Source organism: Pseudomonas soli (assembly GCF_021283165.2).
Taxonomy (GTDB): domain Bacteria; phylum Pseudomonadota; class Gammaproteobacteria; order Pseudomonadales; family Pseudomonadaceae; genus Aquipseudomonas; species Aquipseudomonas soli.
Map to the genome: position 1 here is coordinate 316,901 of NZ_CP128543.1, position 23,111 is coordinate 340,011.

The 23,111-nt window shown below is 63.6% G+C and carries 20 protein-coding genes; 15 read left to right on the forward strand and 5 right to left on the reverse strand.

Annotated features, from left to right (window positions below):
- Window positions 1–69: 69 nt before the first annotated feature.
- The 4 genes from tagQ (at window position 70) to LU688_RS01355 (ending at window position 2,862) form a co-directional block, all read left to right on the forward strand.
- A complete protein-coding gene (gene tagQ, locus LU688_RS01340; RefSeq protein WP_038707189.1) occupies window positions 70–996 on the forward strand; it encodes a type VI secretion system-associated lipoprotein TagQ in 927 nt (308 codons plus the stop codon).
- A 164-nt stretch (window positions 997–1,160) separates the two neighbouring features.
- Entirely contained in the window at window positions 1,161–2,021 is an 861-nt protein-coding gene (ssp4, locus tag LU688_RS01345; RefSeq protein ID WP_052062269.1) for an Ssp4 family T6SS effector, read from the forward strand.
- Window positions 2,018–2,452 (forward strand): hypothetical protein, encoded by a 435-nt coding sequence (locus LU688_RS01350; RefSeq protein ID WP_094011574.1) that lies wholly within the window; start codon window positions 2,018–2,020, stop codon window positions 2,450–2,452. Before ssp4 ends, LU688_RS01350 begins: the two co-directional genes overlap by 4 nt.
- A gap of 23 nt (window positions 2,453–2,475) precedes the next feature.
- Entirely contained in the window at window positions 2,476–2,862 is a 387-nt protein-coding gene (locus LU688_RS01355) for a hypothetical protein (protein ID WP_160291017.1), read from the forward strand.
- Window positions 2,863–2,869: 7 nt separating this feature from the next.
- On the opposite strand, the gene LU688_RS01360 is transcribed toward LU688_RS01355, so the two are convergent.
- On the reverse strand, window positions 2,870–4,234 hold the full coding sequence (locus tag LU688_RS01360) for a GTPase/DUF3482 domain-containing protein (RefSeq protein ID WP_232888117.1): 1,365 nt from the start codon (window positions 4,232–4,234) through the stop codon (window positions 2,870–2,872).
- Complete coding sequence (locus tag LU688_RS01365; RefSeq protein WP_094011571.1) at window positions 4,227–5,618, reverse strand: DUF2868 domain-containing protein; 1,392 nt, start codon at window positions 5,616–5,618, stop codon at window positions 4,227–4,229. The genes LU688_RS01360 and LU688_RS01365 overlap by 8 nt, the downstream gene beginning before the upstream one ends.
- A gap of 54 nt (window positions 5,619–5,672) precedes the next feature.
- On the opposite strand from LU688_RS01365, the gene LU688_RS01370 reads away from it, so the two are divergent.
- Entirely contained in the window at window positions 5,673–6,188 is a 516-nt protein-coding gene (locus tag LU688_RS01370) for a dihydrofolate reductase (RefSeq protein WP_038707192.1), read from the forward strand.
- Between the two features lie 33 nt (window positions 6,189–6,221).
- Here LU688_RS01370 and LU688_RS01375 read toward each other — a convergent pair whose 3' ends face one another.
- A complete protein-coding gene (locus tag LU688_RS01375; protein ID WP_038707193.1) occupies window positions 6,222–7,613 on the reverse strand; it encodes an L-cystine transporter in 1,392 nt (463 codons plus the stop codon).
- 244 nt (window positions 7,614–7,857) lie between these two features.
- Here LU688_RS01375 and LU688_RS01380 point away from each other — a divergent pair, with 244 nt between their 5' ends.
- From LU688_RS01380 to darG, 4 genes are all read left to right on the forward strand, one after another.
- Entirely contained in the window at window positions 7,858–8,916 is a 1,059-nt protein-coding gene (locus tag LU688_RS01380; protein ID WP_023629699.1) for an HAD family hydrolase, read from the forward strand.
- 90 nt (window positions 8,917–9,006) lie between these two features.
- On the forward strand, window positions 9,007–9,588 hold the full coding sequence (locus tag LU688_RS01385) for a DarT ssDNA thymidine ADP-ribosyltransferase family protein (protein WP_110605155.1): 582 nt from the start codon (window positions 9,007–9,009) through the stop codon (window positions 9,586–9,588).
- Window positions 9,585–10,226 carry a type II toxin-antitoxin system toxin DNA ADP-ribosyl transferase DarT gene (darT, locus tag LU688_RS01390; protein ID WP_094011570.1) on the forward strand — a complete coding sequence of 214 codons (642 nt, stop codon included), beginning with the start codon at window positions 9,585–9,587 and terminating at the stop codon, window positions 10,224–10,226. Before LU688_RS01385 ends, darT begins: the two co-directional genes overlap by 4 nt.
- Entirely contained in the window at window positions 10,226–11,314 is a 1,089-nt protein-coding gene (gene darG / locus LU688_RS01395; protein ID WP_094011569.1) for a type II toxin-antitoxin system antitoxin DNA ADP-ribosyl glycohydrolase DarG, read from the forward strand. Before darT ends, darG begins: the two co-directional genes overlap by 1 nt.
- A 63-nt stretch (window positions 11,315–11,377) precedes the next feature.
- Here darG and ilvD read toward each other — a convergent pair whose 3' ends face one another.
- Window positions 11,378–13,219 carry a dihydroxy-acid dehydratase gene (ilvD, locus tag LU688_RS01400; protein ID WP_094011568.1) on the reverse strand — a complete coding sequence of 614 codons (1,842 nt, stop codon included), beginning with the start codon at window positions 13,217–13,219 and terminating at the stop codon, window positions 11,378–11,380.
- A 461-nt stretch (window positions 13,220–13,680) separates the two neighbouring features.
- Between ilvD and LU688_RS01405 the strand changes: the two genes are divergently transcribed.
- Window positions 13,681–15,357, forward strand: coding sequence for a DUF4153 domain-containing protein (locus tag LU688_RS01405; protein WP_094011567.1), 1,677 nt, complete (start codon window positions 13,681–13,683; stop codon window positions 15,355–15,357).
- A 55-nt stretch (window positions 15,358–15,412) separates the two neighbouring features.
- Here the strand turns inward: LU688_RS01405 and LU688_RS01410 are convergent, their stop codons facing one another.
- Complete coding sequence (locus LU688_RS01410; RefSeq protein WP_023629701.1) at window positions 15,413–15,814, reverse strand: lysozyme inhibitor LprI family protein; 402 nt, start codon at window positions 15,812–15,814, stop codon at window positions 15,413–15,415.
- A gap of 274 nt (window positions 15,815–16,088) precedes the next feature.
- On the opposite strand from LU688_RS01410, the gene LU688_RS01415 reads away from it, so the two are divergent.
- From LU688_RS01415 to etfA, 5 genes are all read left to right on the forward strand, one after another.
- Window positions 16,089–17,066, forward strand: coding sequence for a dipeptidase (locus LU688_RS01415; RefSeq protein WP_094011566.1), 978 nt, complete (start codon window positions 16,089–16,091; stop codon window positions 17,064–17,066).
- Between the two features lie 77 nt (window positions 17,067–17,143).
- Window positions 17,144–17,674 carry a DUF5943 domain-containing protein gene (locus LU688_RS01420; protein ID WP_012316656.1) on the forward strand — a complete coding sequence of 177 codons (531 nt, stop codon included), beginning with the start codon at window positions 17,144–17,146 and terminating at the stop codon, window positions 17,672–17,674.
- A gap of 15 nt (window positions 17,675–17,689) precedes the next feature.
- On the forward strand, window positions 17,690–19,750 hold the full coding sequence (dgcA, locus tag LU688_RS01425) for a dimethylglycine demethylation protein DgcA (protein WP_094011565.1): 2,061 nt from the start codon (window positions 17,690–17,692) through the stop codon (window positions 19,748–19,750).
- A gap of 176 nt (window positions 19,751–19,926) precedes the next feature.
- On the forward strand, window positions 19,927–21,879 hold the full coding sequence (gene dgcB, locus LU688_RS01430) for a dimethylglycine demethylation protein DgcB (protein WP_094011564.1): 1,953 nt from the start codon (window positions 19,927–19,929) through the stop codon (window positions 21,877–21,879).
- Entirely contained in the window at window positions 21,879–23,111 is a 1,233-nt protein-coding gene (gene etfA, locus LU688_RS01435) for an electron transfer flavoprotein subunit alpha (protein WP_094011563.1), read from the forward strand. Before dgcB ends, etfA begins: the two co-directional genes overlap by 1 nt.

Sequence of the window (23,111 nt, forward strand, 5' to 3'; positions counted from 1 at the left end):
CGACAGAAAGGACTCCCGGGTGGCACGAAGCCCCCGGTCACCCAGAAACCCAAGAAGAGAAACCAGACCATGTTCACCCGCAAACCCCTGATTACCGCATCCCAGGCCCGTACCGCACTGCTGCTGGCAGCCGGTTTCAGCACCGTGCTGTTGAGCGGTTGCGCCAGCTCGCCGGCGTCCAAGGTTGGCGCCACGACCAAGGTCGAGTACTACCCCAACTGCTACGAGCCGGTGCAGCACCTGCGCTCCACCGACGGCGACATGACCCGCTCGGTCGCCACTGGCGCGCTGCTCGGCGCGGTCGGCGGCGCCCTCACCGGCGCCCTGGTCGACAAGGAAAAACGCGGCCGTAATGCCGCCATCGGTGCCGCTGGCGGCGCCCTGGTCGGTGGTGCCGCCGGTTACTACACCGAGCGCCAGAAACAGATCAGCGACGACAAGCAGCGCATCGCTTCGTACGCCACCGACATCAACAAGAGCGCGGCCGACATGGACCGCACCACTGCCTACGCCAAGTCGTCGCAGAGCTGCTACCAGCGCGAGTTCGCCAGCCTGATCCAGAACCGCAAGGCTGGCCGCATCAACGACACCGAGGGCCGCAAGCGCCTGGCCGAGATCGTCGCCGGCCTGCAGGAGTCGAACAACCTGCTGACTGCCGTGAATGGGCGTCTGGGTGAAAACCTCAACAACTACACCCAGGCCTACGAGCAGGACCTCAAGCAGGTGGGCGTGCAGCGCACCGAAGTGGTCGCCGTGGCCGAGCCGCCGAAGGTGGCGACCACCGGCAAGAAGAAGGATGTGAAGAAGGTCCAGCCGGCCAAGACCAACACCAAGGTGCCACAGGAAGCGGTGGCCACCGAGAAGACCCTGCAGAACGCCAACGGCAAGAAAGCCGAGGCCCAGCAGGTGGCCAAGGCGGGTACCGACCAGGTCAACGCCATGTGCCGCAACCCGGATATGGGTGACTGGGCGCCGGTGCCGTGCCCGAACGTGTGATACCGCAGCAGGGGGCGCTTTGCGCCCCATTCGCTGCGGTTCGTCGCCACGACAAGCCTCAGCGAATGGGCTGCGAAGCAGCCCCGAGGACACCGAGCATTGTGTAAGGAAAACGATTCGTGACAGACCTGCTCTCCAATCCCCTGGGCAGTACTTCGCAATTCATGGCGCGCCAGCGCATGCAGGGCCGCATCGATCAGCAGAAGCTGTTCAAGGCCATCGACGCCGACCCCGGCATCGTCGGCGCAGGTGTCGTGTACATCGATGCCGATTACAACGTCATCACCCTGCGCGAGTTCCAGCCTATCTGCAGCATCAAGCCCAAGCGCATCATTCTGCGCGAGGCGCCTCGCTACACCTCGCCCGAGCAGTTCATGAACCAGTTGCAGACCAACCCACGCGAAGCTCGGGTGGTGAAGGAAGCAGTCAACACCACATTATCCTGCGCCGGCGCCGTGCTGGGCTGGATCGTCATGTTCAGCGGCACCATCGCCGTGCCGTTTTCCGGCGGAGCCAGCTTGGCGTTGACTGTCGCAGGCTATGCCGCGGCAACCGCCAGTACCGCGCAATGCGGGATAGGCCTGGTGCGGACCGCTTTCGAGGCAACCGACCCTTCGCTCAATGACGCGCTGGACCAGGAGGCGTGGTACCAGGCGGCCACTCCTGTGCTCGATGCCGTGTCGCTGATGGGCGTGGGGGCTTCAGGGCTTACGACGCTGAAGTTTCTCCAGGTGCGCAAGGCGGCGACCGGCAACAGCTGGTATCAGCTGACCCGTTCGCTGAGTCGACAGCAACGCAAGGCACTCACCACGGAATTGCTGATGATCAAGCATCCGACCCTGACGGCCAAGCAGTTGAAGCTCCGCCAAAGTGCGGGTGAGCTGGTCAAACGTTTCACGCCTACGCAGATCAGTCATTCCACGCAGACGCTGATCAAGGACTCACTGGGTGGCTTCATTGGCCTTGCCGGCAGCGGTACTGTGCAGGGGATGGCCGTAGGGCTTTACGAGGAAATCACCGAATGACCCGGCATCCTGAGCTGAAGGGTTTTCTCCAGCGTTACTTCGGTGTGTTCATCGCTGCCTACTTTTCGTCGATCATCGCCGTCGCCTGGACCTTTGCATTGGTGTGGAGCACCTATTGCCGAAGCTGCTCGAAGGACGGGGTACTTCCCTGGAGCCTGCTGGCGACATTGACAGTCTTCATGCTGGGACACGGCGCCGTGGTTCGCGGGCGCGCATGGGGCGCGTGGTTGGTGGCAGGGCTGTGCGTGGGATGCATGGTGCTCACGCTTGCGACCTATGGGCATCGTCCCAACCTGTTCATCTATACCAGCAGCCTGTTGGCTGCGTTGGTGACCTTGCTGTTGCTCAACTGCCAACGATACCGGGAGATGCGTATCCGCCTGGCGGAGTATCGGGCGAAGAGACGCCTGGCGCGACAGGCGCGCCGATGAGCTCGGATAGCTCGGCACGGTTCATGGCCCGTTACTTTCCTGTCTTCTTGCTGGGCATTTTCATGTCGATCCTTCCGGTGGCCATGACGGCGACGCTTTGGTTCGACACTTACTGGCGTAACCATCCGGACAACCCTCTCTACACCGTGATGGTCACTGGTGGGCTGGTAGTGCTGTTGTGCCTGGGTCATATCGCGATGGTTCGCGGGCTGAATGGGGCACTGTGGATGATATTGCCAGTGCTGGCGGTTGCCTTGCTGACGGCGTTGAGCTTGATCGAGAGCAGTCTGCATACAGTGTTGCAGCTCGCGGCGCTGGTGCTGCCATTACTGGCAATGCTGGTGTTCAACAGCCAGCGGCATCGGGAGATGCGCCGGCTGTTGGTGGAACTGCGCAAGAAGAGGTGCTAGCCCGTTTCTACAGGTCCGCCGCAAGGGCGTCGATTTGCTCCTGCCGCTCGGCCTGGTTGACCCGTGCCCCGGGATTGAGCGTGGACCACTGCGGATGCGCCCGCGCCTTGCGCGAGGCCTCGGGCAGCTTGCCTTCGCGCCAGCCTTTGTCCTCCGGCGCCGCCAGGCGGATGCTGTCCTGCGCCGCGTGCCCGCGTGCCTCCAGGGCCAGTATCAACTGTTGCTGACGCAGGGCCAGCAGGCGCAGCACGGCGTCATCCACCGTCAGCTCGCGCTGGCCCTTGAGCTTGCCCATCAGGCGCGAGCCATAGTTGCGTGCGGTCTGCAAGGCGCCGCCGGCAATGGCCCCGGCGAGCGCGGCGGCACCCAGGGTGAGGCCGCCAACCAGCAGGTCGACGCCAGCACCTGCCGCCGCGCCCGCCGCCACGCCGCTGCCCAGGCGCACACCGAGCAGCTTCAGGGTCTCCGGATTGAACAGGTCGTCGCCCCAGCGCCCATCGAGCAGCGGCAGGTCGCCGGCATTGGCGTCCTCGCGCCGGAACGCATACAGCTTGAGCAGTGCCTCGACACAGCGTTGCTCGCGCTGGCGCACTGCCTGGCGCAGGGCTTCGACGGCCTGTGCTTCGGCGGCGGGCTCGGCCTCTACGCTGCGTCGGTAGGCGGCACAGTCGAGCAGCAGCTCAGCGACTAAACGCTTGCCACTGTGGCGGCGGGCTTCACGCTGAGCCTGCTGGTCATCGATCAGCCGTTGCAGGGCAGGGCGGGCCTCTTCCAGCAGCAGGGCCAGGCTTTCGTAGAGGCGGCGCTCGCCATCCTCGGGTGGGGCCACGCTGTCGAAACGCACCAGCGCATGCAGGCCCAGGCGCGCCAGGGCCTCGCGCCACTCGGGCTCGCGGTGCTGGCTGCTGGCAACGAAGTTGAGTACCGGCAACAGCGGCTTGCCGCAGCTGGCCAGCACCTCCAGCTCGTCGCGGTACTTGGCCAGCACCGGTTCGCGGGCGTCGATCACGTACAGCCCGGCATGGCTCGCCAGCAGCTGGCGCAGCACCTTGGCTTCCTGCTCGAAGCGCTGGCGCGCCTCGCTGCCCTGGAGGAAACGTTCAAGCCGAGCGGGACCGTCCAGGCGCTCGCCCGGGCGTTCGAGGCGCTCCAGGTAGTCGAGCAGGGCGATGGCGTCCTCCAGGCCAGGGGTGTCGTACAGCTCCAGCAACGGCTCGCCTTCCACCGACAGGCGGGCGCCTTCGACATGGCGCGTGGTGCTGGGGCGGTGCGAGACCTCGCCGAAGCCGACGTCGCGGGTGAGGGTGCGCAGCAGCGAGGTCTTGCCGACGTTGGTGTGGCCGACCACGGCCAGTTTCAGCGGCTCAGTCATGGCCATGCTCCAGCCAGGTCAAGGGCGAGGTGTCGGCATGGGACAGGCCCAGGCGGTCGAGGGCCTCGTGCCAGTCGCCCAGGCGTGCCGCGTCCAGGGCCTGTCCGGGTTGCGCCTGCAGCAGCCAGATGCGCGTGGCACCGGCGTTGCGCGCCAGTTCCGCAAGCAAGGCCAGGCTGCCACGGTCGGGCGAGCGACGCGGGTCGCAGGCAATGGCCAGACGCGCCGGGGGGAAGCGGCTGAGTTGCTCGAGCAATTTGTTGCGCGACTCGCGGCTGTCGAGCACGCCCGCGTGGGTGACCGATCCGGGCAGGGCCGGTGGCCAGGGGCGCTGGTCGTCCAGCTCCAGGCCGACCAGCAGGGCACCGCCGCTGTCACGCTCCAGCTGGCCGGCCTCGAAGCGGGGCAGGGTGTCGGGGGCTGGGTCCTGCACGCCGAGGCGCTCGCTACGCGGCATCAGCGCTTCGCGCAGCTGCGCGTAGCCGGGCAGGTTGAGGTCCAGCGCCAGGCGCTCGCGGCCTTGGCGCCAGCGCCACAGGCACAGCGCGGCCAGCAGCAGGCGGGGCAGCAGGCCGTAGACCAGGACCACGCCGAGCAGCCAGCTGGCCCAGGCCTGGCGCGCCAGGTCGAGTGCCGGCAGGGTGTCGCCGCTGGCGCGAATCATCGCCTCGTCCGGCACGGCGAAACCCAGCAGCGAGGGCAGTGCGCCCAGGGCCTGGGTGAGGCTGATGAAGGGTTCGGCGGCAAGTAGCGTGGTTTCCCAGACGAAGCCGTAGCGTCGGGTCGCCAGCAGGGCCAGGAGCATGCCCAGCGCCGCGAGCATCGCCAGCGACCACAGGCCATGCACCAGCAGGCCGAGCAGCCAGCGGTTCAGGCGCTGGCGCTGCAGCAGCACCAGCAGCGCGGGGGCCAGTTGCGCGGCCTTGGCGTCACGGGCAAAACGCTCGCTTAGCCACAGCCACAGGCGGCCCAGCGCCGCGCCATGCTCACCGGCGAAGAAGAAACCCACGGCCCAGCCGAGCAGCAGCACGAGGTTCAGCCCGAGCAGGCTGCCAAGGGCCCAGAACACGTTCACCGGCCGCTGGCCGTCGCCCAGGGCCGCCAGCCCCAGGCCGGCGCCACTGAACAAGGCCAGGACCATCAAGCTCAGCAATGCCAGCCGTGCGCCCTGCTTCCAGTGGTGCAGCGCCGTGTCCATGCCGTCGCGCTCGGCCAGCCACAAGGCGCGTGCCTCGATGCGCGTGGCCAGGTCGCCGCCTTGGTGGCGGGCGCGGCGGTTGGCTTCCTGGTCTTCCAGGGGGCCGGCGTGTTCCTCGCGCAGGCGTACCGCTTCGGTGAGCCAGCGCTTGTCGAGTGGAGTGGGTGCAGTCACAAGCTCTTCCATTGCACAGGTCTGGCCGCAAGCATAACCCACGCGCCCGGTGCTATCCTCGCCGGCATGAATACATCACTCCCCCTAAGCCTGATCGCGGCGCTCGCCGAGAACCGTGTGATCGGCATCGACAACACCATGCCCTGGCACCTGCCGGGGGACTTCAAGTACTTCAAGGCCACTACCCTGGGCAAGCCGATCATCATGGGGCGCAAGACCTGGGATTCGCTGGGCCGGCCATTGCCGGGGCGGCTGAATATCGTCGTCAGCCGTCAGCCGGGGCTGCAACTGGCCGGTGCCGAAGTGTTCGCCTCGCTGGAGGCGGCACTGGTGCGCGCCGAGCAGTGGGCGCGGCAGCAGGGCGTCGGGGAATTGATGCTGATTGGCGGTGCGCAGCTGTATGGGCAGGCGTTGGAGAAAGGGCTGGTGAGCCGGATGTACCTGACCCGGGTGGAATTGTCGCCGCAGGGTGATGCCTGGTTCCCGGAATTCGACAACGGGCAGTGGCAGTTGACCTCAAGCGAGGCGCAGTCCGAAGCGGACAAGCCGGCCTATCACTTCGAAGTCTGGGACCAGGTCTGAAAATGGGGCTGCTCAGCAGCCCCCGGTAATGTGTCAGGAGTGACTCAGCTCAGCATGTTGGTCCCCACTCAGCACCTGCTGGTCGGTCTGCTTCAAGAGCTGGCTCGTCACAACGCCGGCAGTCATCGAACCGTTCACGTTCAACGCCGTGCGGCCCATGTCGATCAGCGGTTCCACCGAGATCAGCAGCGCCACCAGTTCCACCGGCAGGCCCATGGCCGGCAGCACGATCAGCGCGGCGAAGGTCGCGCCGCCGCCGACGCCGGCAACGCCTGCCGAGCTGAGGGTGACGATGGCCACCAGCGTGGCGATCCACAGCGGGTCGAAGGTATCGATGCCCACTGCCGGGGCGACCATCACTGCCAGCATCGCTGGATACAGGCCGGCGCAGCCGTTCTGGCCTATGGTGGCACCGAACGACGCGCTGAAGCTGGCGATCGACTGCGGCACGCCCAGGCGCAGGGTCTGCGCCTCGATGTTCAGCGGGATGCTGGCGGCGCTGGAGCGGCTGGTGAAGGCGAAGGTCAGCACCGGCCAGACTTTACGGAAGAAGCGTAGCGGGTTGACGCCGGTCAGCGCCAGGATCACCCCGTGGACCACGAACATCAGGCCCAGGCCGATGTACGACACCACCACGAAGCTGCCCAGCTTGAGGATGTCGTCGAGGTTGGAGCTGGCCACTACCTTGGTCATCAAGGCCAGCACACCGTAGGGGGTGAGTTTCATCACCAGGCGCACCAGGCGCATGACCCAGGCCTGCAGTACGTCGATGGCCGACAGGGCGCGCTCGCCCTTGTCCTTGTCGTCCTTGATCAACTGCAAAGCGGCCAGGCCCAGGAACACGGCGAAGATCACCACGCTGATGATCGAGGTCGGCTTGGCCCGGGCCAGGTCGCCGACCGGGTTGGTCGGGATGAACGACAGCAGCAGTTGCGGGATGTTGAGGTCGGCGACCTTGCCCGCGTAGTCGCTGTGGATGGCCTGCAGGCGGGCGCTTTCCTGGGCACCGGCCACCAGCCCCTCGGCACTCAGGCCGAACAGGTTGGTCAGGGCGATACCGAGCAGCGCGGCAATCGCGGTGGTCAGCAGCAGGGTGCCGATGCTCAGCACACTGATGCGGCCCAGCGCCGAGGCGTTGTGCAGGCGGGCCACGGCGCTGAGGATCGAGGCGAAGATCAGCGGCATGACGATCATCTGCAGCAAACCGACGTAGCCATTGCCGACCAGGTCGAGCCAGCCGATGGTGGCCTTGAGCACCGGGTGCCCGGCGCCGTAGATGGTGTGCAGCACCAGGCCGAAGCCGACGCCGAAGGCCAGGCCCAGCAGCACCTTCTTGGCCAGGCTCCAGTCGGTGCGACGGGTTTGCGCCAGGCCCAGCAGCAGGGTCAGGAACGCCAGCAGGTTGAGTGACAGCGGCAGGTTCATTGAAGCTCCGGAAAAAGGCAAAAGAGGCATCGCCTCTGTGAGCGATTACGAACGGAAATGCTAACAGCCTGAAAACAAACGAATTTATACCTAAAAGGAATTTGCATAGTCGTTTATGGAATAACGCCTGGTCGTTTTTGGCAATACACATGGCGTTTGCGGTTGCTTCGAGGTCGGTGGCGCATGCCTGCCTGTCACAAATCAGGTCTAGGGTTGAGCGGCCACGTCCTTGGGAGAACCGCATATGAAGTCAGCTCCGAAAATCCTTGCCGGCGGCCTTGCCCTGTTGCTCAGTGCCAGCAGTTGGGCGGCCACCGAGCTCAAGCACTGGCCGGCCGAAGCCGCACAGAAGCTCGACGCGATGATTGCCGCCAACGCCAACAAGGGTAACTACGCGGTATTCGACATGGACAACACCAGCTACCGCTTCGACCTCGAAGAGGCGCTGCTGCCGTTCATGGAAAACAAGGGCCTGCTGACCCGCGACAAGCTCGATCCCTCGCTCAAGTTGATTCCGTTCAAGGACAGCGCCGAGCACAAGGAGAGCCTGTTCAGTTACTACTACCGCTTGTGCGAACTCGACGACATGGTCTGCTACCCCTGGGTGGCCCAAGTGTTCTCGGGCTTCACTCTCAAGGAACTGAAGCAGCAGGTCGACGAGCTGATGGCCTCGGGCAAGCCGATCCCCAGCACCTACTTCGAGGGCGACCAGGTCAAGAGTATCGAGGTGCAGCCGCCGAAGGTGTTCACTGGCCAGGCCGAGCTGTACAACAAGCTGATGGAGAACGGCATCGAGGTCTATGTGATCTCGGCGGCGTCCGAAGAGCTGGTACGCATGGTCGCCTCCGATCCCAAGTACGGCTACAACGTCAAACCACAGAACGTGATCGGTGTGAGCCTGCTGCTCAAGGACCGGGCCAATGGCCAACTGACCACCGCACGCAAGCAGATCAGCGCCGGGCAGTACGATCCCAAGGCCAACGAGGGCCTGGAGTTGACCCCGTACCTGTGGACGCCGGCTACCTGGATGGCGGGCAAGCAGGCGGCGATCCTGACCTACATCGATGAGTGGAAGAAACCGGTGCTGGTGGGGGGCGACACCCCGACGAGCGATGGCTACATGCAGTTCCATGGCGTCGATGTGAACAAAGGCGGCATCCACCTGTGGATAAACCGCAAGGCCAAGTACATGGATCAGCTCAACGGCATGATCGCGAAGAATGCAGCGGCCCAGGCCAAGGAAGGTTTGCCGGTGACGGCGGACAAGAACTGGGTGATTGTGACGCCGGAGCAGATTCAGTAAGGACTTCGAGTACGGATTCAGCTTGTATTTGCCATGTTATTGGATCCAATATCAATGATGTCCTAATGGCATCATTGGGGCAGCCCTGGCATGGCAATCCGCACTCAACGATTTCTTTATCACCTAACAAGTGTTGCAAACGTCCCCTCGATTTTTCAGCGTGGACTGCTCCCACGGAACGTGCTGGAGGAGGAGCAGTTCACCGATATTGCTGATGCGGAAATCATTCTGGGCCGCCGTCAGCAGGGCCTTGAGCAGTATGTGCCCTTTCATTGGTTTGCCAAGAATCCGTTTGATGGAAGGGTCTATCAGAATCGACCTGATGAAGAGTTTGTGCTGGTCGCTGTGGAAAGGAGACATGCGCAGACACATAACTGGAACGTCATAGCTCGACATCCCTTATCGGGTAGTCGTTTTGAGCTGTTAGGGTATGACGAAGGTGTCGAAGCTATAGATTGGGATCTTATGGACCGGCGGGATTACCATGATCAGGAATGCAAGCATGTCTGTATGGCAGAATGTCTTGCCCCCGGGCCCGTCCCCGTTTCTCAGTTCGCAAAAATCTACACACCTTCCGATGACATCTGGAGATATGTAAGGTCGCAAGCTGTGGTTGCCGGGTTCAGGAACCTCTGGATCGATGCCAATAGGAATATGTTCCCTGCCCGATGACGTATACCAGACTTAACCCAAGCAAAGCCCTGATCTGGCGAATCGTCCATCGCGACAACCTCCCGTGGCTGCTGGACAACGGCTTGTGTGCGGTTTCCAGAGGGAACCTCTCCAGTGGCTACGTCGGAATTGGCAATCCTGACCTGATCAGCAAGCGTTCCAGGCGAGCGGTGCCCATCGATCCCGGTGGGACGCTGGCAGACTACGTACCGTTCTATTTCACACCGTTCTCTGTGATGATGAAGAACATCCATTCAGGACGAGGCGTACAGCAACGTCGGAACGAGGAGATCGTGATTCTTGTCTCCAGCCTGTACCATGTGCGCTCCCTGGGCCTGCCCTTTGTCTTTACTGATGCTCATGCGTATCCGGACTGGGCAGGCTATTACAGCGATCTGGAACATCTGGACAAGATCGACTGGCAGATCCTGCAGTCCAGGGATTTCAAGCGCGACCCAGACGATCCACGAAAAATGGAACGCTATCAGGCTGAAGCCTTGATCCACGGGCACGTTCCGGTCGCTGGCCTTCTGGGGATTGTCTGCTACAACGAAGCTTTGCAACGTCGTGTTGATCAGGAGGTCCGGCAACGTCAGCTGGATCTTCCCGTGCATGCTCGACCTGGGTGGTATTTCTGATGATTCGCTTTACGCAAGGTAACCTGCTGGAGGCCAAGGCCGAAGCGCTGGTTAACACAGTAAACACCGTAGGGGTGATGGGTAAAGGCATTGCGCTGATGTTCAAGGAGCGCTTTGTAGAGAACTATCGTCTGTACGCGGCTGCCTGCAAAGCGGACGAAGTCGTCACTGGAAAGATGTTCATCACTGAGGTTCGCGAGCTGGACGGCCCGCGCTGGGTTGTGAACTTTCCGACCAAGCGTCATTGGCGTTCTCCATCACAGCTTGCCTGGATCACGGATGGCCTTTATGACTTACGGCGTTTCATCCTTGCCAATGCTGTGAGCTCCATAGCAATCCCCCCACTGGGTGCGGGTAATGGTGGGTTGCCATGGGCTGCTGTGCGCGAGCAGATTGAAGTGGTGCTGGGGGATCTGGATACCGACGTGCTGGTTTTCGAACCCACGAGCAAATATCAGAATGTCTCCAAGCGCACAGGGGTCGAGAAGCTTACCCCTGCCCGAGCGCTCATAGCCGAGTTGGTGCGTCGTTATTGGGTACTTGGCATGGAGTGCAGCTTGCTGGAGATCCAGAAGCTGGCGTGGTTCCTGGAACGTTCAATCGAGCGCTTTACTCCCGATGACAACCCGCTCAACCTGCAGTTCAGTGCTCACAAGTACGGTCCATACACTAACCGGCTGGAGCATCTGCTGAATAACCTTGATGGTAGTTATCTGCATTGTGACAAGCGTATCGGTGATGCTGGCCCCTTGGATGTGATTTGGTTCGATGAGGGCCGTAAGGCTTTCGTTGATACTTACTTGCACAGCGAGGCCAAGGCCTATTTACCTGCGTTGGAGTTCACAGCTGAGCTGATTGATGGCTTTGAGTCTCCGTTTGGTATGGAGCTTCTGGCCACGGTTGACTGGTTGCTTCATCGGGATGGGGTGGCACCAACGGTCGATGCCATTCGGGATGGGTTGAAGAACTGGTCCGGCGGAAAGGAAGCTGCCACCCGCAAGAGTGCCTTGTTCGATGATGACTCTTTGTCAGTGGCGCTCAAAAAGCTCTCGGCATTCCACGTTCAAAGTGCTTCACCAGTACATTGACCGAGTCAGATCGGCAAGAAAAAACCGGCACACCAGGCGCCGGTTTTTTATGCCTTTAGAACCTCACAGCCCTTCGAGCATTGCCTTGTTGCGCACCGCGCCCTTGTCGGCGCTGGTGGCCAGCAGGGCATAGGCCTTCAATGCGGTAGTAACCTTGCGTGGACGCACTTCCGCCGGCTTCCAACCCTTCTTGTCCTGCTCGACACGACGCGCGGCAAGCTCTTCATCGCTGACCAGCAGGTTGATCGAACGGTTGGGGATGTCGATCAGCACCTTGTCGCCATCGCGAACCAGGCCAATGGCGCCGCCTGCGGCGGCTTCCGGCGAGGCATGTCCGATGGACAGGCCCGAGGTGCCGCCGGAGAAGCGGCCATCGGTGAGCAGCGCGCAGGCCTTGCCCAGGCCCTTGGACTTCAGGTACGAGGTCGGGTAGAGCATCTCCTGCATGCCCGGGCCGCCTTTCGGGCCTTCGTAGCGGATGATGACGATATCGCCGGTCTTCACTTCGTCGGCGAGGATGCCGCGTACCGCGCTGTCCTGGCTTTCGAAGATCTTCGCGTTGCCCTCGAACACGTGGATCGACTCATCCACGCCGGCGGTCTTCACCACGCAGCCGTCCAGGGCGATGTTGCCGTACAGCACGGCCAGGCCGCCCTCTTGCGAGTAGGCGTGCTCGAAGCTGCGGATGCAGCCGTTTTCGCGGTCGTCGTCCAGGGTTTCCCAGCGGGTCGACTGGCTGAACGCGGTTTGCGTGGGGATACCGGCCGGGCCTGCCTTGAAGAAGGTGTGCACGGCTTCGTCATCGGTCTGGGTGATGTCCCACTTGGCGATGGCTTCTTCCATGCTGGCGCTGTGCACGGTCGGCAGGTCGGTGTGCAGCAGGCCGCCACGGGCCAGCGAGCCGAGAATGCTGAAGATGCCGCCGGCGCGATGCACGTCTTCCATGTGGTACTTCTGGATGTTCGGCGCCACCTTGCACAGCTGCGGCACCTTGCGCGACAGGCGATCGATGTCGCGCAGGTCGAAGTCCACCTCGCCTTCCTGGGCCGCGGCCAGCAGGTGCAGGATGGTGTTGGTCGAGCCGCCCATGGCGATGTCGAGCATCATGGCGTTCTCGAACGCCTTGAAGTTGGCGATGCTGCGCGGCAGCACGGACGCGTCGCCCTCGCCGTAGTAGCGCTTGCACAGTTCGACGATGGTGCGGCCGGCGGTAAGGAACAGCTGCTCGCGGTCGGAGTGGGTCGCCAGCGTGGAGCCGTTGCCCGGCAGGGCCAGGCCCAGGGCCTCGGTCAGGCAGTTCATCGAGTTGGCGGTGAACATGCCGGAGCACGAACCGCAGGTCGGGCAGGCGCTGCGCTCGTACTCGGCGACCTTCTCGTCGCTGGCCGAGGAGTCGGCGGCGATGACCATGGCGTCGACCAGGTCCAGGCCGTGGCTGGCCAGCTTGGTCTTGCCGGCTTCCATCGGGCCGCCGGAGACGAAGATCACCGGGATGTTCAGGCGCAGGGCGGCCATCAGCATGCCGGGGGTGATCTTGTCGCAGTTGGAGATGCAGACGATGGCGTCGGCGCAGTGGGCGTTGACCATGTACTCGACGGCGTCGGCGATGATCTCGCGGCTGGGCAGCGAGTACAGCATGCCGTCGTGGCCCATGGCGATGCCGTCATCCACGGCAATGGTGTTGAATTCCTTGGCCACGCCACCGGCGCGTTCGATCTCGCGGGCAACCAGCTGGCCCAGGTCCTTCAGGTGCACGTGGCCCGGGACGAACTGGGTGAACGAGTTGGCGATGGCGATGATCGGTTTCTTGAAGTCTTCGTCCTTCATCCCAGTGGCGCGCCACAGGGCACGGGCGCCGGCCATGTTGCGGCCATGGGTGGAGGTCTTGGAACGATAATCAGGCATATAGCGCTCCTGGCGGCTTAATCAGGTCACTGGCTTTGCGCGAAAAATGCCTGCGCGACGATCATGCTGCGTTGAAAACAGGCTCGGAATGCGCATTGACAACCAGTCAACTCCGCTTCCTCGCCTGTTCTCGCCTTGCCTGATCGCCGCTCGGCGACTTTTCGCGCAAAGCCAAATAAGGGAGTGAGCTTCTCTTGTCCTAAAAACGCCGAAGGCCGGTTGCCACAGGCACGGATGGGGGTCGAAGGACCGCGCGGGATCGCCGCAGGCTCGACCAGAGCTCATAAACCCGCCGGGGATGTCTGGCGATGAATAGCCCGATTCTACACCGCCGCGCTCGTGAGGGAATGGCGTTGTGATAATTGGCTTCCGCCAGCCCGCAAGGTAAAGGCCTTGGCGTGGTACGAGCCGGTTTCGGTAGACTTGCGCGCCTCCTACCTCACTGGCCAAAAGGATTTGCAATGCCAGCGCCAAGTCGCTCCTTATTGTTCTACGTCGTCATCGGCCTGATCCAGGGCCTGGTGTGGCTCACCACCGTGAAGGGGGAGGGTCAGCTGCTGGGTTTCAGCCTGTCGGTAGCCCTGTGCGTCGCGGTGGCGGTAGCGGGCGTGAACCTGCAGTTGCTTGGCAGCGCGGTGCTGCAGCGTGGCACCGGCTGGTTGGTACTGGGCCTGACCGTGCTGCTCAGCGGGATCAGTGCCTGGCTCCTCGATACCGGGCATATGGACTGGCTGCAGCAGACCTGGTGCCTGGCCGCCATCGTGCTGGCCTATATCGGAACCGCGTTCATTCTCGCCTGGCCGACCGGCGAAGGGTTGCGCCCGCGCTACGAAGACCTGTTCCGGCATGCCTGGAACAACGTTTTCATCGTCTTCCTGGCACAGCTGCTGACCGGACTGTTCTGGCAACTGCTGTGGTTGTGCGCGCTGCTGTTCAGCATGCTGGGCGTTGCGCAGGTCAAGGACGCGGTGGAGTCACCGGTGTTTCTCTGGCTGGTGTTGCCGGTGGTGTTTTCGCTGGGCATGCGCATGGGCCGGGAAAACGAAAAGATCATCGGCCTGCTGCGCGGCATCCTGTTGACGCTGTGCCGCTTCTTGCTGCCGCTCAGCGCGCTGATCGCCGTGCTGTTCACCCTGACATTGCCGTTCTCCGGCCTGCAACCGGTGTGGGACACCGGCTATTCGACCACTCTTCTGTTGGTACTGGCGGGCATCAACCTGTTCCTGGTCAACGGCGTGTTCCAGGATGGCCGGCAAGGTAGCGTCTACCCCGCGCCGCTCAAGCGCCTGGTGGAGGCCAGCCTGCTGTGCCTGCCGGTGCTGGTGGGCCTGGCGGCCTATGCGAGCTGGCTGCGTATCGACCAGTACGGGCTGACACCGACACGGATCATGGCGTCGATGCTGGTGGCCGTAATGCTGGCGCATGGCCTGGCGGCGGTATGGGCGGTGCTGGGTTCGCGCCAGGCCTGGCTGCACAGCCTGCGGCTGAGCAATCCATGGATCGCCCTGCTCAGTGCGCTGCTGGTGGTGGTGTTCTATACGCCTCTGCTCGATCCGCAGGCATTGAGTGCGAGGAGCCAGGTGCAGCGCCTGGTCAACGGGCACACGCCGATCACCGAGTTCGACGCCGAGACCTTGTATCGCGACCTCGGCCAGCCGGGGCGTGAAGCCTTCGAGCAGCTCGAGCAGCGGCTGCAGACGGATGAGCTGTTCGATGCGGGCCGCCGCCAGCAGTTGCTGGCGCAGATGGCCCAGGTGCGTCAACCGACAGTGGCCGAAGACCATGGCCCGAAGTTCGAGTGGCTCGGGTCGGTGCAATCGAGCAGCGAGTCATTGGCCGACGCCACGCTTGCGCAAAGCCAGTGCGGTGGCAAGGGCTGCTACCTGTGGGCAGTCGACCTGGATGGCGACGGGCACAACGAGGTGTTGATGATCCCCCGGCACACCTATGCATCGCAGCTGTTCGTCTTCACCTGGGAGGACCGCGAGTGGCGTGAGGTGGGCAGCCTGAGCGGCAACATGGAAAACCTCGAAGGCCTGGCCAACGGTATTCGCGAGGGGGCGGTGAAGCTGGTGGCGCCGCGTTACAAGACGCTGAGCATCGATGGCCAGGAGCTGCGGCCTGACTTCAGGCGCTAGCGCCCGGCGCAGAAACTCCCCGGGGGCCGCTTGGCGGCCCGTCGCGGGCAAAAGGTCATTGCTGGCCGATGCCCTGCAGGTACTCAGAGCGCTCATCGCTACGCTGCGCCACGCAGGTGTCCCACGCCGCCTCGAACGCCTTGCTGCCGGGTTTCTCGGCCCAGGTCTCGACCTTGCAGTCGGCGTCACGCAGCTGCGTCCAGAGTTTCTCGGCGGCTTCCAGCTTGCCGCTCAGCGCCGCGGCCTTGTCGCTTTCATCCGCGTACTGGTCGCGAATGCGCTGCATGAGGTCGTCATAGGCCGCCTTCAGCTCGCGTTCGGCGGTCTGCTTGTTGTAGGCGGCGCAGGCATAGCCCTGCTGGTCGGTCTCGACGTTGTCGCAGGGGGTACTCTCCTCTTCGGCGGCGTGCGCGCCGAAAGCCACTGCCAGCAAGACCAGCCATGCCATTGATTTCATCGGGTTTCTCCTGAAGAGGCTGCGAGTCGCTGGATTCTCGCTCAGCCCAGGCCCGGGCGATAGCTCCCCGAGAAAATGTTCATGAAACAGCGTTGTCGAGACTCGCTCTCATTGCCGAGGGGCGCGTTAGAGCGTGCCAGGTCAGCCATTGACGCTTTCGGCAAACCCCCTGTCGTTTTTGCATCGGGGCGCCTCGGGCCGCAGGCATATGCTGGCCCCAAAGCGTCGGCACAAGGTTCGGCGTCTGCAAACTTCAATAAAAGGGGACAGCCTGATGAGCCCAGCCGAACTTCACGCCGACAGCATCGTCATCGACGGCCTGATCATTGCCAAATGGAACCGCGAGCTGTTCGAGGACATGCGCAAGGGCGGGCTGACCGCGGCCAACTGCACGGTGTCGGTGTGGGAGGGCTTCAAGGCCACTGTCGACAACATCGCTTCCAGCCAGAAGCTGATCCGCGAAAACAGTGACCTGGTGATGCCGGTGCGTACCACCGCCGACATCCGCAAGGCCAAGGAACTGGGCAAGACCGGCATCCTCTTCGGCTTCCAGAACGCCCACGCGTTCGAGGACCAGATCGCCTACGTCGAGGTGTTCAAGCAGTTGGGCGTGGGCATCGTGCAGATGTGCTACAACACCCAGAACCTGGTCGGCACCGGCTGCTACGAGCGCGACGGCGGGCTGTCGGGCTTCGGCCGCGAGATCGTCGCCGAGATGAATCGGGTAGGCATCATGTGCGACCTGTCCCATGTCGGCTCGAAAACCTCCGAGGAAGTCATCCTCGAGTCGAAGAAGCCGGTCTGCTATTCCCACTGCCTGCCCTCGGGCCTCAAGGAACATCCGCGCAACAAGTCCGACGCAGAGTTGAAGTTCATCGCCGACCACGGCGGTTTCGTCGGTGTGACCATGTTCGCGCCGTTCCTGGCCAAGGGCATCGACTCGACCATCGACGACTACGCCGAAGCCATCGAGTACACCATGAACATCGTCGGTGAAGATGCCATCGGTATCGGTACCGACTTCACCCAGGGCCACGGCCAGGACTTCTTCGAGTACCTCACGCACGACAAGGGCTACGCCCGGCGCCTGACCAATTTCGGCAAGATCATCAACCCGCTGGGCATCCGCACCGTCGGCGAGTTCCCCAACCTGACCGAGACGCTGCTAAAGCGTGGCCATTCCGAGCGCGTGGTACGCAAGATCATGGGCGAAAACTGGGTCAACGTATTGAAAGACGTCTGGGGCGAGTAAGCCGCTCTCCAAGCCTGAAAGCCCCTGCCAGCAACGCCGGGGCACACCAAAAAAAATTTGTATGGAGTTGAGTTTCCATGGCCAAGATCGCCCCGCAATTGCCAATCGAAGTCGACAGCGAGACCGGTGTCTGGACCAGTGACGCCCTGCCGATGCTCTACGTGCCGCGGCATTTCTTCGTCAACAACCACATGGGCATCGAGGAAGTGCTGGGCGCCGACGCCTATGCCGAGATCCTCTACAAGGCCGGCTACAAGTCCGCCTGGCACTGGTGCGAGAAGGAAGCCGAATGCCATGGCCTCGAAGGCGTGGCGGTGTTCGAGCATTACATGAAGCGCCTGAGCCAGCGTGGCTGGGGCCTGTTCGAGATCCAGGACATCGACCTGGACAAAGGCACCTGCAGCGTCAAGCTCAAGCACTCGGCGTTCGTGTACGTGTACGGCAAGTGCGGCCGCAAGGTCGACTACATGTTCACCGGCTGGTTCGCCGGCGCCATGGACCAGATTCTCGCCGCTCGCGGCAGCTCGATCCGCACCGTGGCCGAGCAGGTCTACGGCGGGTCGGAAGAAGGCCACGAAGATGGCCTGTTCGTTACAAAGCCGTTGTAAGCCGGAGATAGCGTCATGGCCTTCGAAGCAATGTTCCAGCCGATCCAGATCGGCAAGCTGACCATCCGCAACCGCGTGCTCAGCACCGCGCACGCCGAGGTGTATGCCACCGATGGCGGCATGACCACCGACCGCTATGTGAAGTACTACGAAGAGAAGGCCAAGGGCGGGATCGGCCTGGCGATCTGCGGTGGCTCGTCGGTGGTGGCCATCGACAGTCCGCAGGAGTGGTGGGCCTCGGTCAACCTGTCCACCGACCGCATCATCCCGCACTTCCAGAACCTCGCCGACGCCATGCACAAGCATGGCGCCAAGATCATGATCCAGATTACCCACATGGGCCGGCGCTCGCGTTGGGACGGCTTCAACTGGCCAACGCTGATGTCGCCGTCGGGGATCCGTGAACCGGTGCACCGCGCCACCTGCAAGACTATCGAGGTGGAAGAGATCTGGCGGGTGATCGGTAATTACGCCCAGGCTGCGCGTCGTGCCAAGGAGGGCGGCCTGGACGGCGTCGAGCTGTCGGCCGTGCACCAGCACATGATCGACCAGTTCTGGAGCCCGCGGGTCAACAAGCGTACCGATGAATGGGGCGGCACCTTCGAAGGCCGCATGAAGTTCGGCCTGGAAGTGCTCAAGGCTGTGCGCAAGGAAGTCGGCGACGACTTCTGCGTGGGCATGCGCATCTGCGGTGACGAGTTCCACCCCGATGGCCTCAGCCACGAGGACATGAAACAGATCGCCGCCTACTACGACGCCACCGGCATGCTCGATTTCATCGGCGTGGTCGGCTCGGGCTGCGACACCCACAACACCCTGGCCAACGTCATCCCCAACATGAGCTACCCGCCGGAGCCGTTCCTGCACCTGGCGGCCGGCATCAAGGAAGTGGTCAAGGTCCCGGTGCTGCACGCGCAGAACATCAAGGACCCGAACCAGGCCACGCGCATTCTCGAAGGCGGCTACGTCGACATGGTCGGCATGACCCGCGCGCACATGGCCGACCCGCACCTGATCGCCAAGATCAAGATGGGCCAGATCGACCAGATCAAGCAGTGCGTCGGTGCCAACTACTGCATCGACCGCCAGTACCAGGGCCTGGATGTGCTGTGCATCCAGAATGCGGCCACCTCCCGCGAATACCTGGGCGTGCCGCACATCATCGAGAAAACCACCGGGGTCAAGCGCAAGGTGGTGGTGGTTGGCGCTGGCCCCGCCGGCATGGAAGCGGCCCGCGTGGCAGCCGAACGTGGCCACGACGTGACCCTGTTCGAGAAGAAGGAGCAGATTGGCGGGCAGATCACCATCGCCGCCAAGGCCCCGCAGCGTGACCAGATTGCCGGTATCACCCGCTGGTACCAGCTGGAGCTGGCGCGCTTGAAGGTCGACCTGCGCCTGGGCACTGCCGCCGACGTGGTGACCATCCAGGACCTGCGCCCGGATGTGATCGTGCTGGCGGTGGGCGGGCACTCGTTCCTTGAACAGAACGAGCACTGGGGGGCTGCCGAAGGCCTGGTGGTCAGCAGCTGGGACGTGCTCGACGGCAAGGTCGCGCCGGGCAAGAACGTGCTGGTGTACGACACCATCTGCGAATTCACCGGCATGTCGGTGGCCGACTTCATTGCCGACAAGGGCAGCCAGGTCGAGATCGTCACCGACGATATCAAGCCGGGCGTGGCCATGGGCGGCACCACCTTCCCGACCTACTACCGCAGCATGTACCCGAAAGAAGTGATCATGACCGGCGACATGATGCTGGAGAAGGTCTACCGCGAAGGCGACAAGCTGGTGGCGGTGCTCGAGAACGAGTACACCGGCGCCAAGGAAGAACGGGTGGTCGACCAGGTGGTGGTGGAAAACGGTGTGCGTCCCGACGAGCAGCTGTACTACGCGCTCAAGGACGGTTCGCGCAACAAGGGCCAGATCGACGTGGAGGCGCTGTTCGCCATCAAGCCGCAGCCGATCCTCAGCCAGCCGGGCGAGGGTTACCTGCTGTACCGCATCGGCGACTGCGTGGCCCAGCGCAACGTGCACGCGGCGATCTATGACGCCTTGCGGCTGTGCAAGGATTTTTGAGCCCAGGACCAACGCGGTTCCTGTAGGGAGAACACGGTGGGAGCGGGCTTGCCCCGCGATAGCGCCAGCAGGTGCAACCTGATTGGCCGACCGGACGCTATCGCGGGGCAAACCCGCTCCCACCGAGCTCTCCCACAGGGACCGACGCACGCTTACCGCTGTTGTGGGAGCCTCCCATGTTGAACACCCTTCTACCCATCCTGCTGTTCACCGCCCTCGCCCTGGCGGTGCTCGGCGCCCTGCGCCGGGTGCGCATGTGGCGGCGCGGGCGGCCGAGCAAGGTCGACCTGCTTGGCGGCCTGCTGGCCATGCCACGGCGCTACCTGGTGGACCTGCACCATGTGGTCGAGCGTGACAAGTACATGTCCAAGACCCACGTGGCCACCGCCGGCGGCTTCGTGCTCTCGGCCGTGCTGGCGATCCTGGTGCATGGCTTTGGCCTGCACAGCAAGATCCTCGGTTACGCCTTGCTGGTGGCCACGGTGGTCATGTTCAGTGGCGCCTTGTTTGTCTTCAAACGCCGGCTGAACCCGCCCTCCCGGCTGTCCAAGGGCCCGTGGATGCGCCTGCCCAAGAGCCTGCTGATGTTCGCGGCGAGCTTCTTCATTGCCACCTTGCCGGTGGCGGGAATCCTGCCTGAAGGCACGGGCGGCTGGGTACTGGTGGCACTGCTGGGTATCGGTGTGCTGTGGGGCGTGTCCGAGCTTTTCTTCGGCATGACCTGGGGCGGGCCGATGAAGCACGCCTTCGCCGGCGCCCTGCACCTGGCCTGGCACCGCCGCGCCGAACGCTTTGGCGGTGGCCGCTCCACGGGCCTCAAGCCGCTGGATCTGGAAGACCCGAATGCGCCGCTGGGCGTGGAAAAACCGGTGGACTTCACCTGGAATCAGTTGCTCGGTTTCGACGCCTGCGTGCAGTGCGGCAAATGCGAGGCCATGTGCCCGGCGTTCGCCGCTGGCCAGCCGCTGAACCCGAAGAAACTGATCCAGGACATGGTCATCGGCCTGGCCGGTGGCACCGACGCGCGCTTCGCCGGCAGCCCGTACCCGGGCAAGCCGATCGGCGAGCATGGCGGCCACCCGCACCAGCCGATCGTCAACGGCCTGGTGGATGCCGAGACGCTGTGGTCGTGCACGACTTGCCGCGCCTGCGTCGAGGAATGCCCGATGATGATCGAGCACGTCGATGCCATCGTCGACATGCGCCGCCATCTGACCCTGGAAAAGGGCGCCACGCCGAACAAGGGCGCCGAGGTGCTGGACAACCTGATTGCCACCGACAACCCCGGCGGCTTCGCCCCCGGCGGGCGGATGAACTGGGCGGCTGACCTCAACCTGAAGCTGCTCTCAGAGGTGAAAACCACCGAGGTGCTGTTCTGGGTCGGCGATGGCGCCTTCGACATGCGCAATCAGCGCACCCTTCGCGCCTTCGTCAAAGTGCTCAAGGCGTCCGGAGTGGACTTTGCCGTGCTCGGCCTGGAAGAGCGAGACAGCGGTGACGTGGCGCGCCGTCTGGGCGATGAAGCGACCTTCCAGCAACTGGCCAAGCGCAATATCCAGACCCTCGCCAAGTACCAGTTCCAGCGCATCGTCACCTGCGACCCGCACAGCTTCCATGTGCTGAAGAACGAATACGGCGCCCTTGGCGGCGAGTACCAGGTGCAGCACCACAGCACCTACATCGCCGAACTGATCGCCGCCGGCAAGCTCAACCTCGGCCAGCACAAGGGCGGCAGCGTCACCTATCACGATCCCTGCTACCTGGGCCGCTACAACGGCGAGTACCAAGCCCCGCGCGACGTGCTCAAGGCCCTCGGTATCGAGGTACGCGAAATGCAGCGCTCGGGCTTCCGTTCCCGTTGCTGTGGCGGAGGCGGCGGTGCGCCGATCACCGATATCCCCGGCAAGCAGCGTATCCCCGACATGCGCATGGACGATATCCGCGAGACCGAGGCCGAGTTGGTGGCCGTGGGCTGCCCGCAGTGCACGGCGATGCTCGAAGGCGTGGTCGAACCGCGCCCGCAGATCAAGGACCTGGCCGAGCTGGTCGCCGATGTACTGATCGAAGATGAGGCCCCAGCCAGCGCAAAGTCGCCAGCGGCCAAATGTGAACCTGCGGAGGTGCACTGATGAGCGACATCATCCGCCGTGACCCACGCGCCGAGTGGATCGCCCGTAACCGCCTGCACCCGCTGCATGCGGCCATGCAGACGCAACAAACCAGCTGGATGGGCCCCAATGGGCTGATGCGCAAGAATCCCCATGCGATTGCTGCTGGCTTCATAGGCCCCAACGGCCTAAAGCGTATCGACCGCAGCGGCGCCCAGCAGGGCACCGGTGTGGGTGGGCGGCGCACAGCCGCCGCCGAGGTGCAGCTGCCGCTGCACCAAGTTGCCGCGCCTGCGTTCTATATCGCCGTGGTCCCGGACATGGTCGGCGGTCGTCTCGGCAGCCACGACCGCGACCTGCTGGGCCTGGCCCACAGCCTGGCCGGTAGCGACGGTGCGGTGCTGGCCGTGGTGTTCGGCGAGCACAAGGAAAGCAACTTTTCCACAGCCGGCGTCGACCGCCTGCTGGTCGTCGAGGGTGAGGCCTTCGAGGGTTATGCACCGGAACAACTGGTCCAGGGCCTGCGGGCTGTGGATAACCAGTTCGCACCACGCCACTGGCTATTGCCTGACAGCCGCAGCGGCGGCGGAGAGCTGGGCCGACGCTTCGCCGCGGCCCTGGGTGAGCGCCCGGCAACAAGGGTGTGGCAGGTCAAGGATGGCCAGTGCATCGGCCGTGCTGGCGCGGGCCAGCAAGATATCCAGCGCGCCATGCCGAGGCTGATCCTGGCCGCCGCCGAATGCGCCGAGCCGGTCAGTGAAACCCGCCATGAAGCCCTGCCAGTGGAGTTGTCCACAGGCGTGGCGCGCAGCCTGTCGCGCATCGAAGACCTCGGCTCGGTGGCCGTGGACCCGGCGGCCATCGCCATGGCAGAGGCCGAGTTCATCGTATCCGGCGGCAACGGCGTCAAGGACTGGGACCTGTATCACCAGGCCACCGCTGCCTTGGGCGCCACCGAAGGCGCCTCGCGGGTGGCGGTGGATGACGGCTTCATGCCGCGCAACCGCCAGGTCGGCGCTACCGGCACCTGGGTTACCGCACGGGTTTACGTGGCTGTGGGTATCTCCGGCGCCATCCAGCACCTGCAGGGCATCGGCGCCTGCGACAAGGTGGTGGCGATCAATATGGACCCGGGATGCGACATGATCAAACGGGCCGACCTGTCGGTGATTGGCGACAGCTCGGCGATTCTCCAGGCACTGATCGAGGCTGTGGATAACTTCCGCAGCGGCGGCCAGCGCGACGCGGCATAG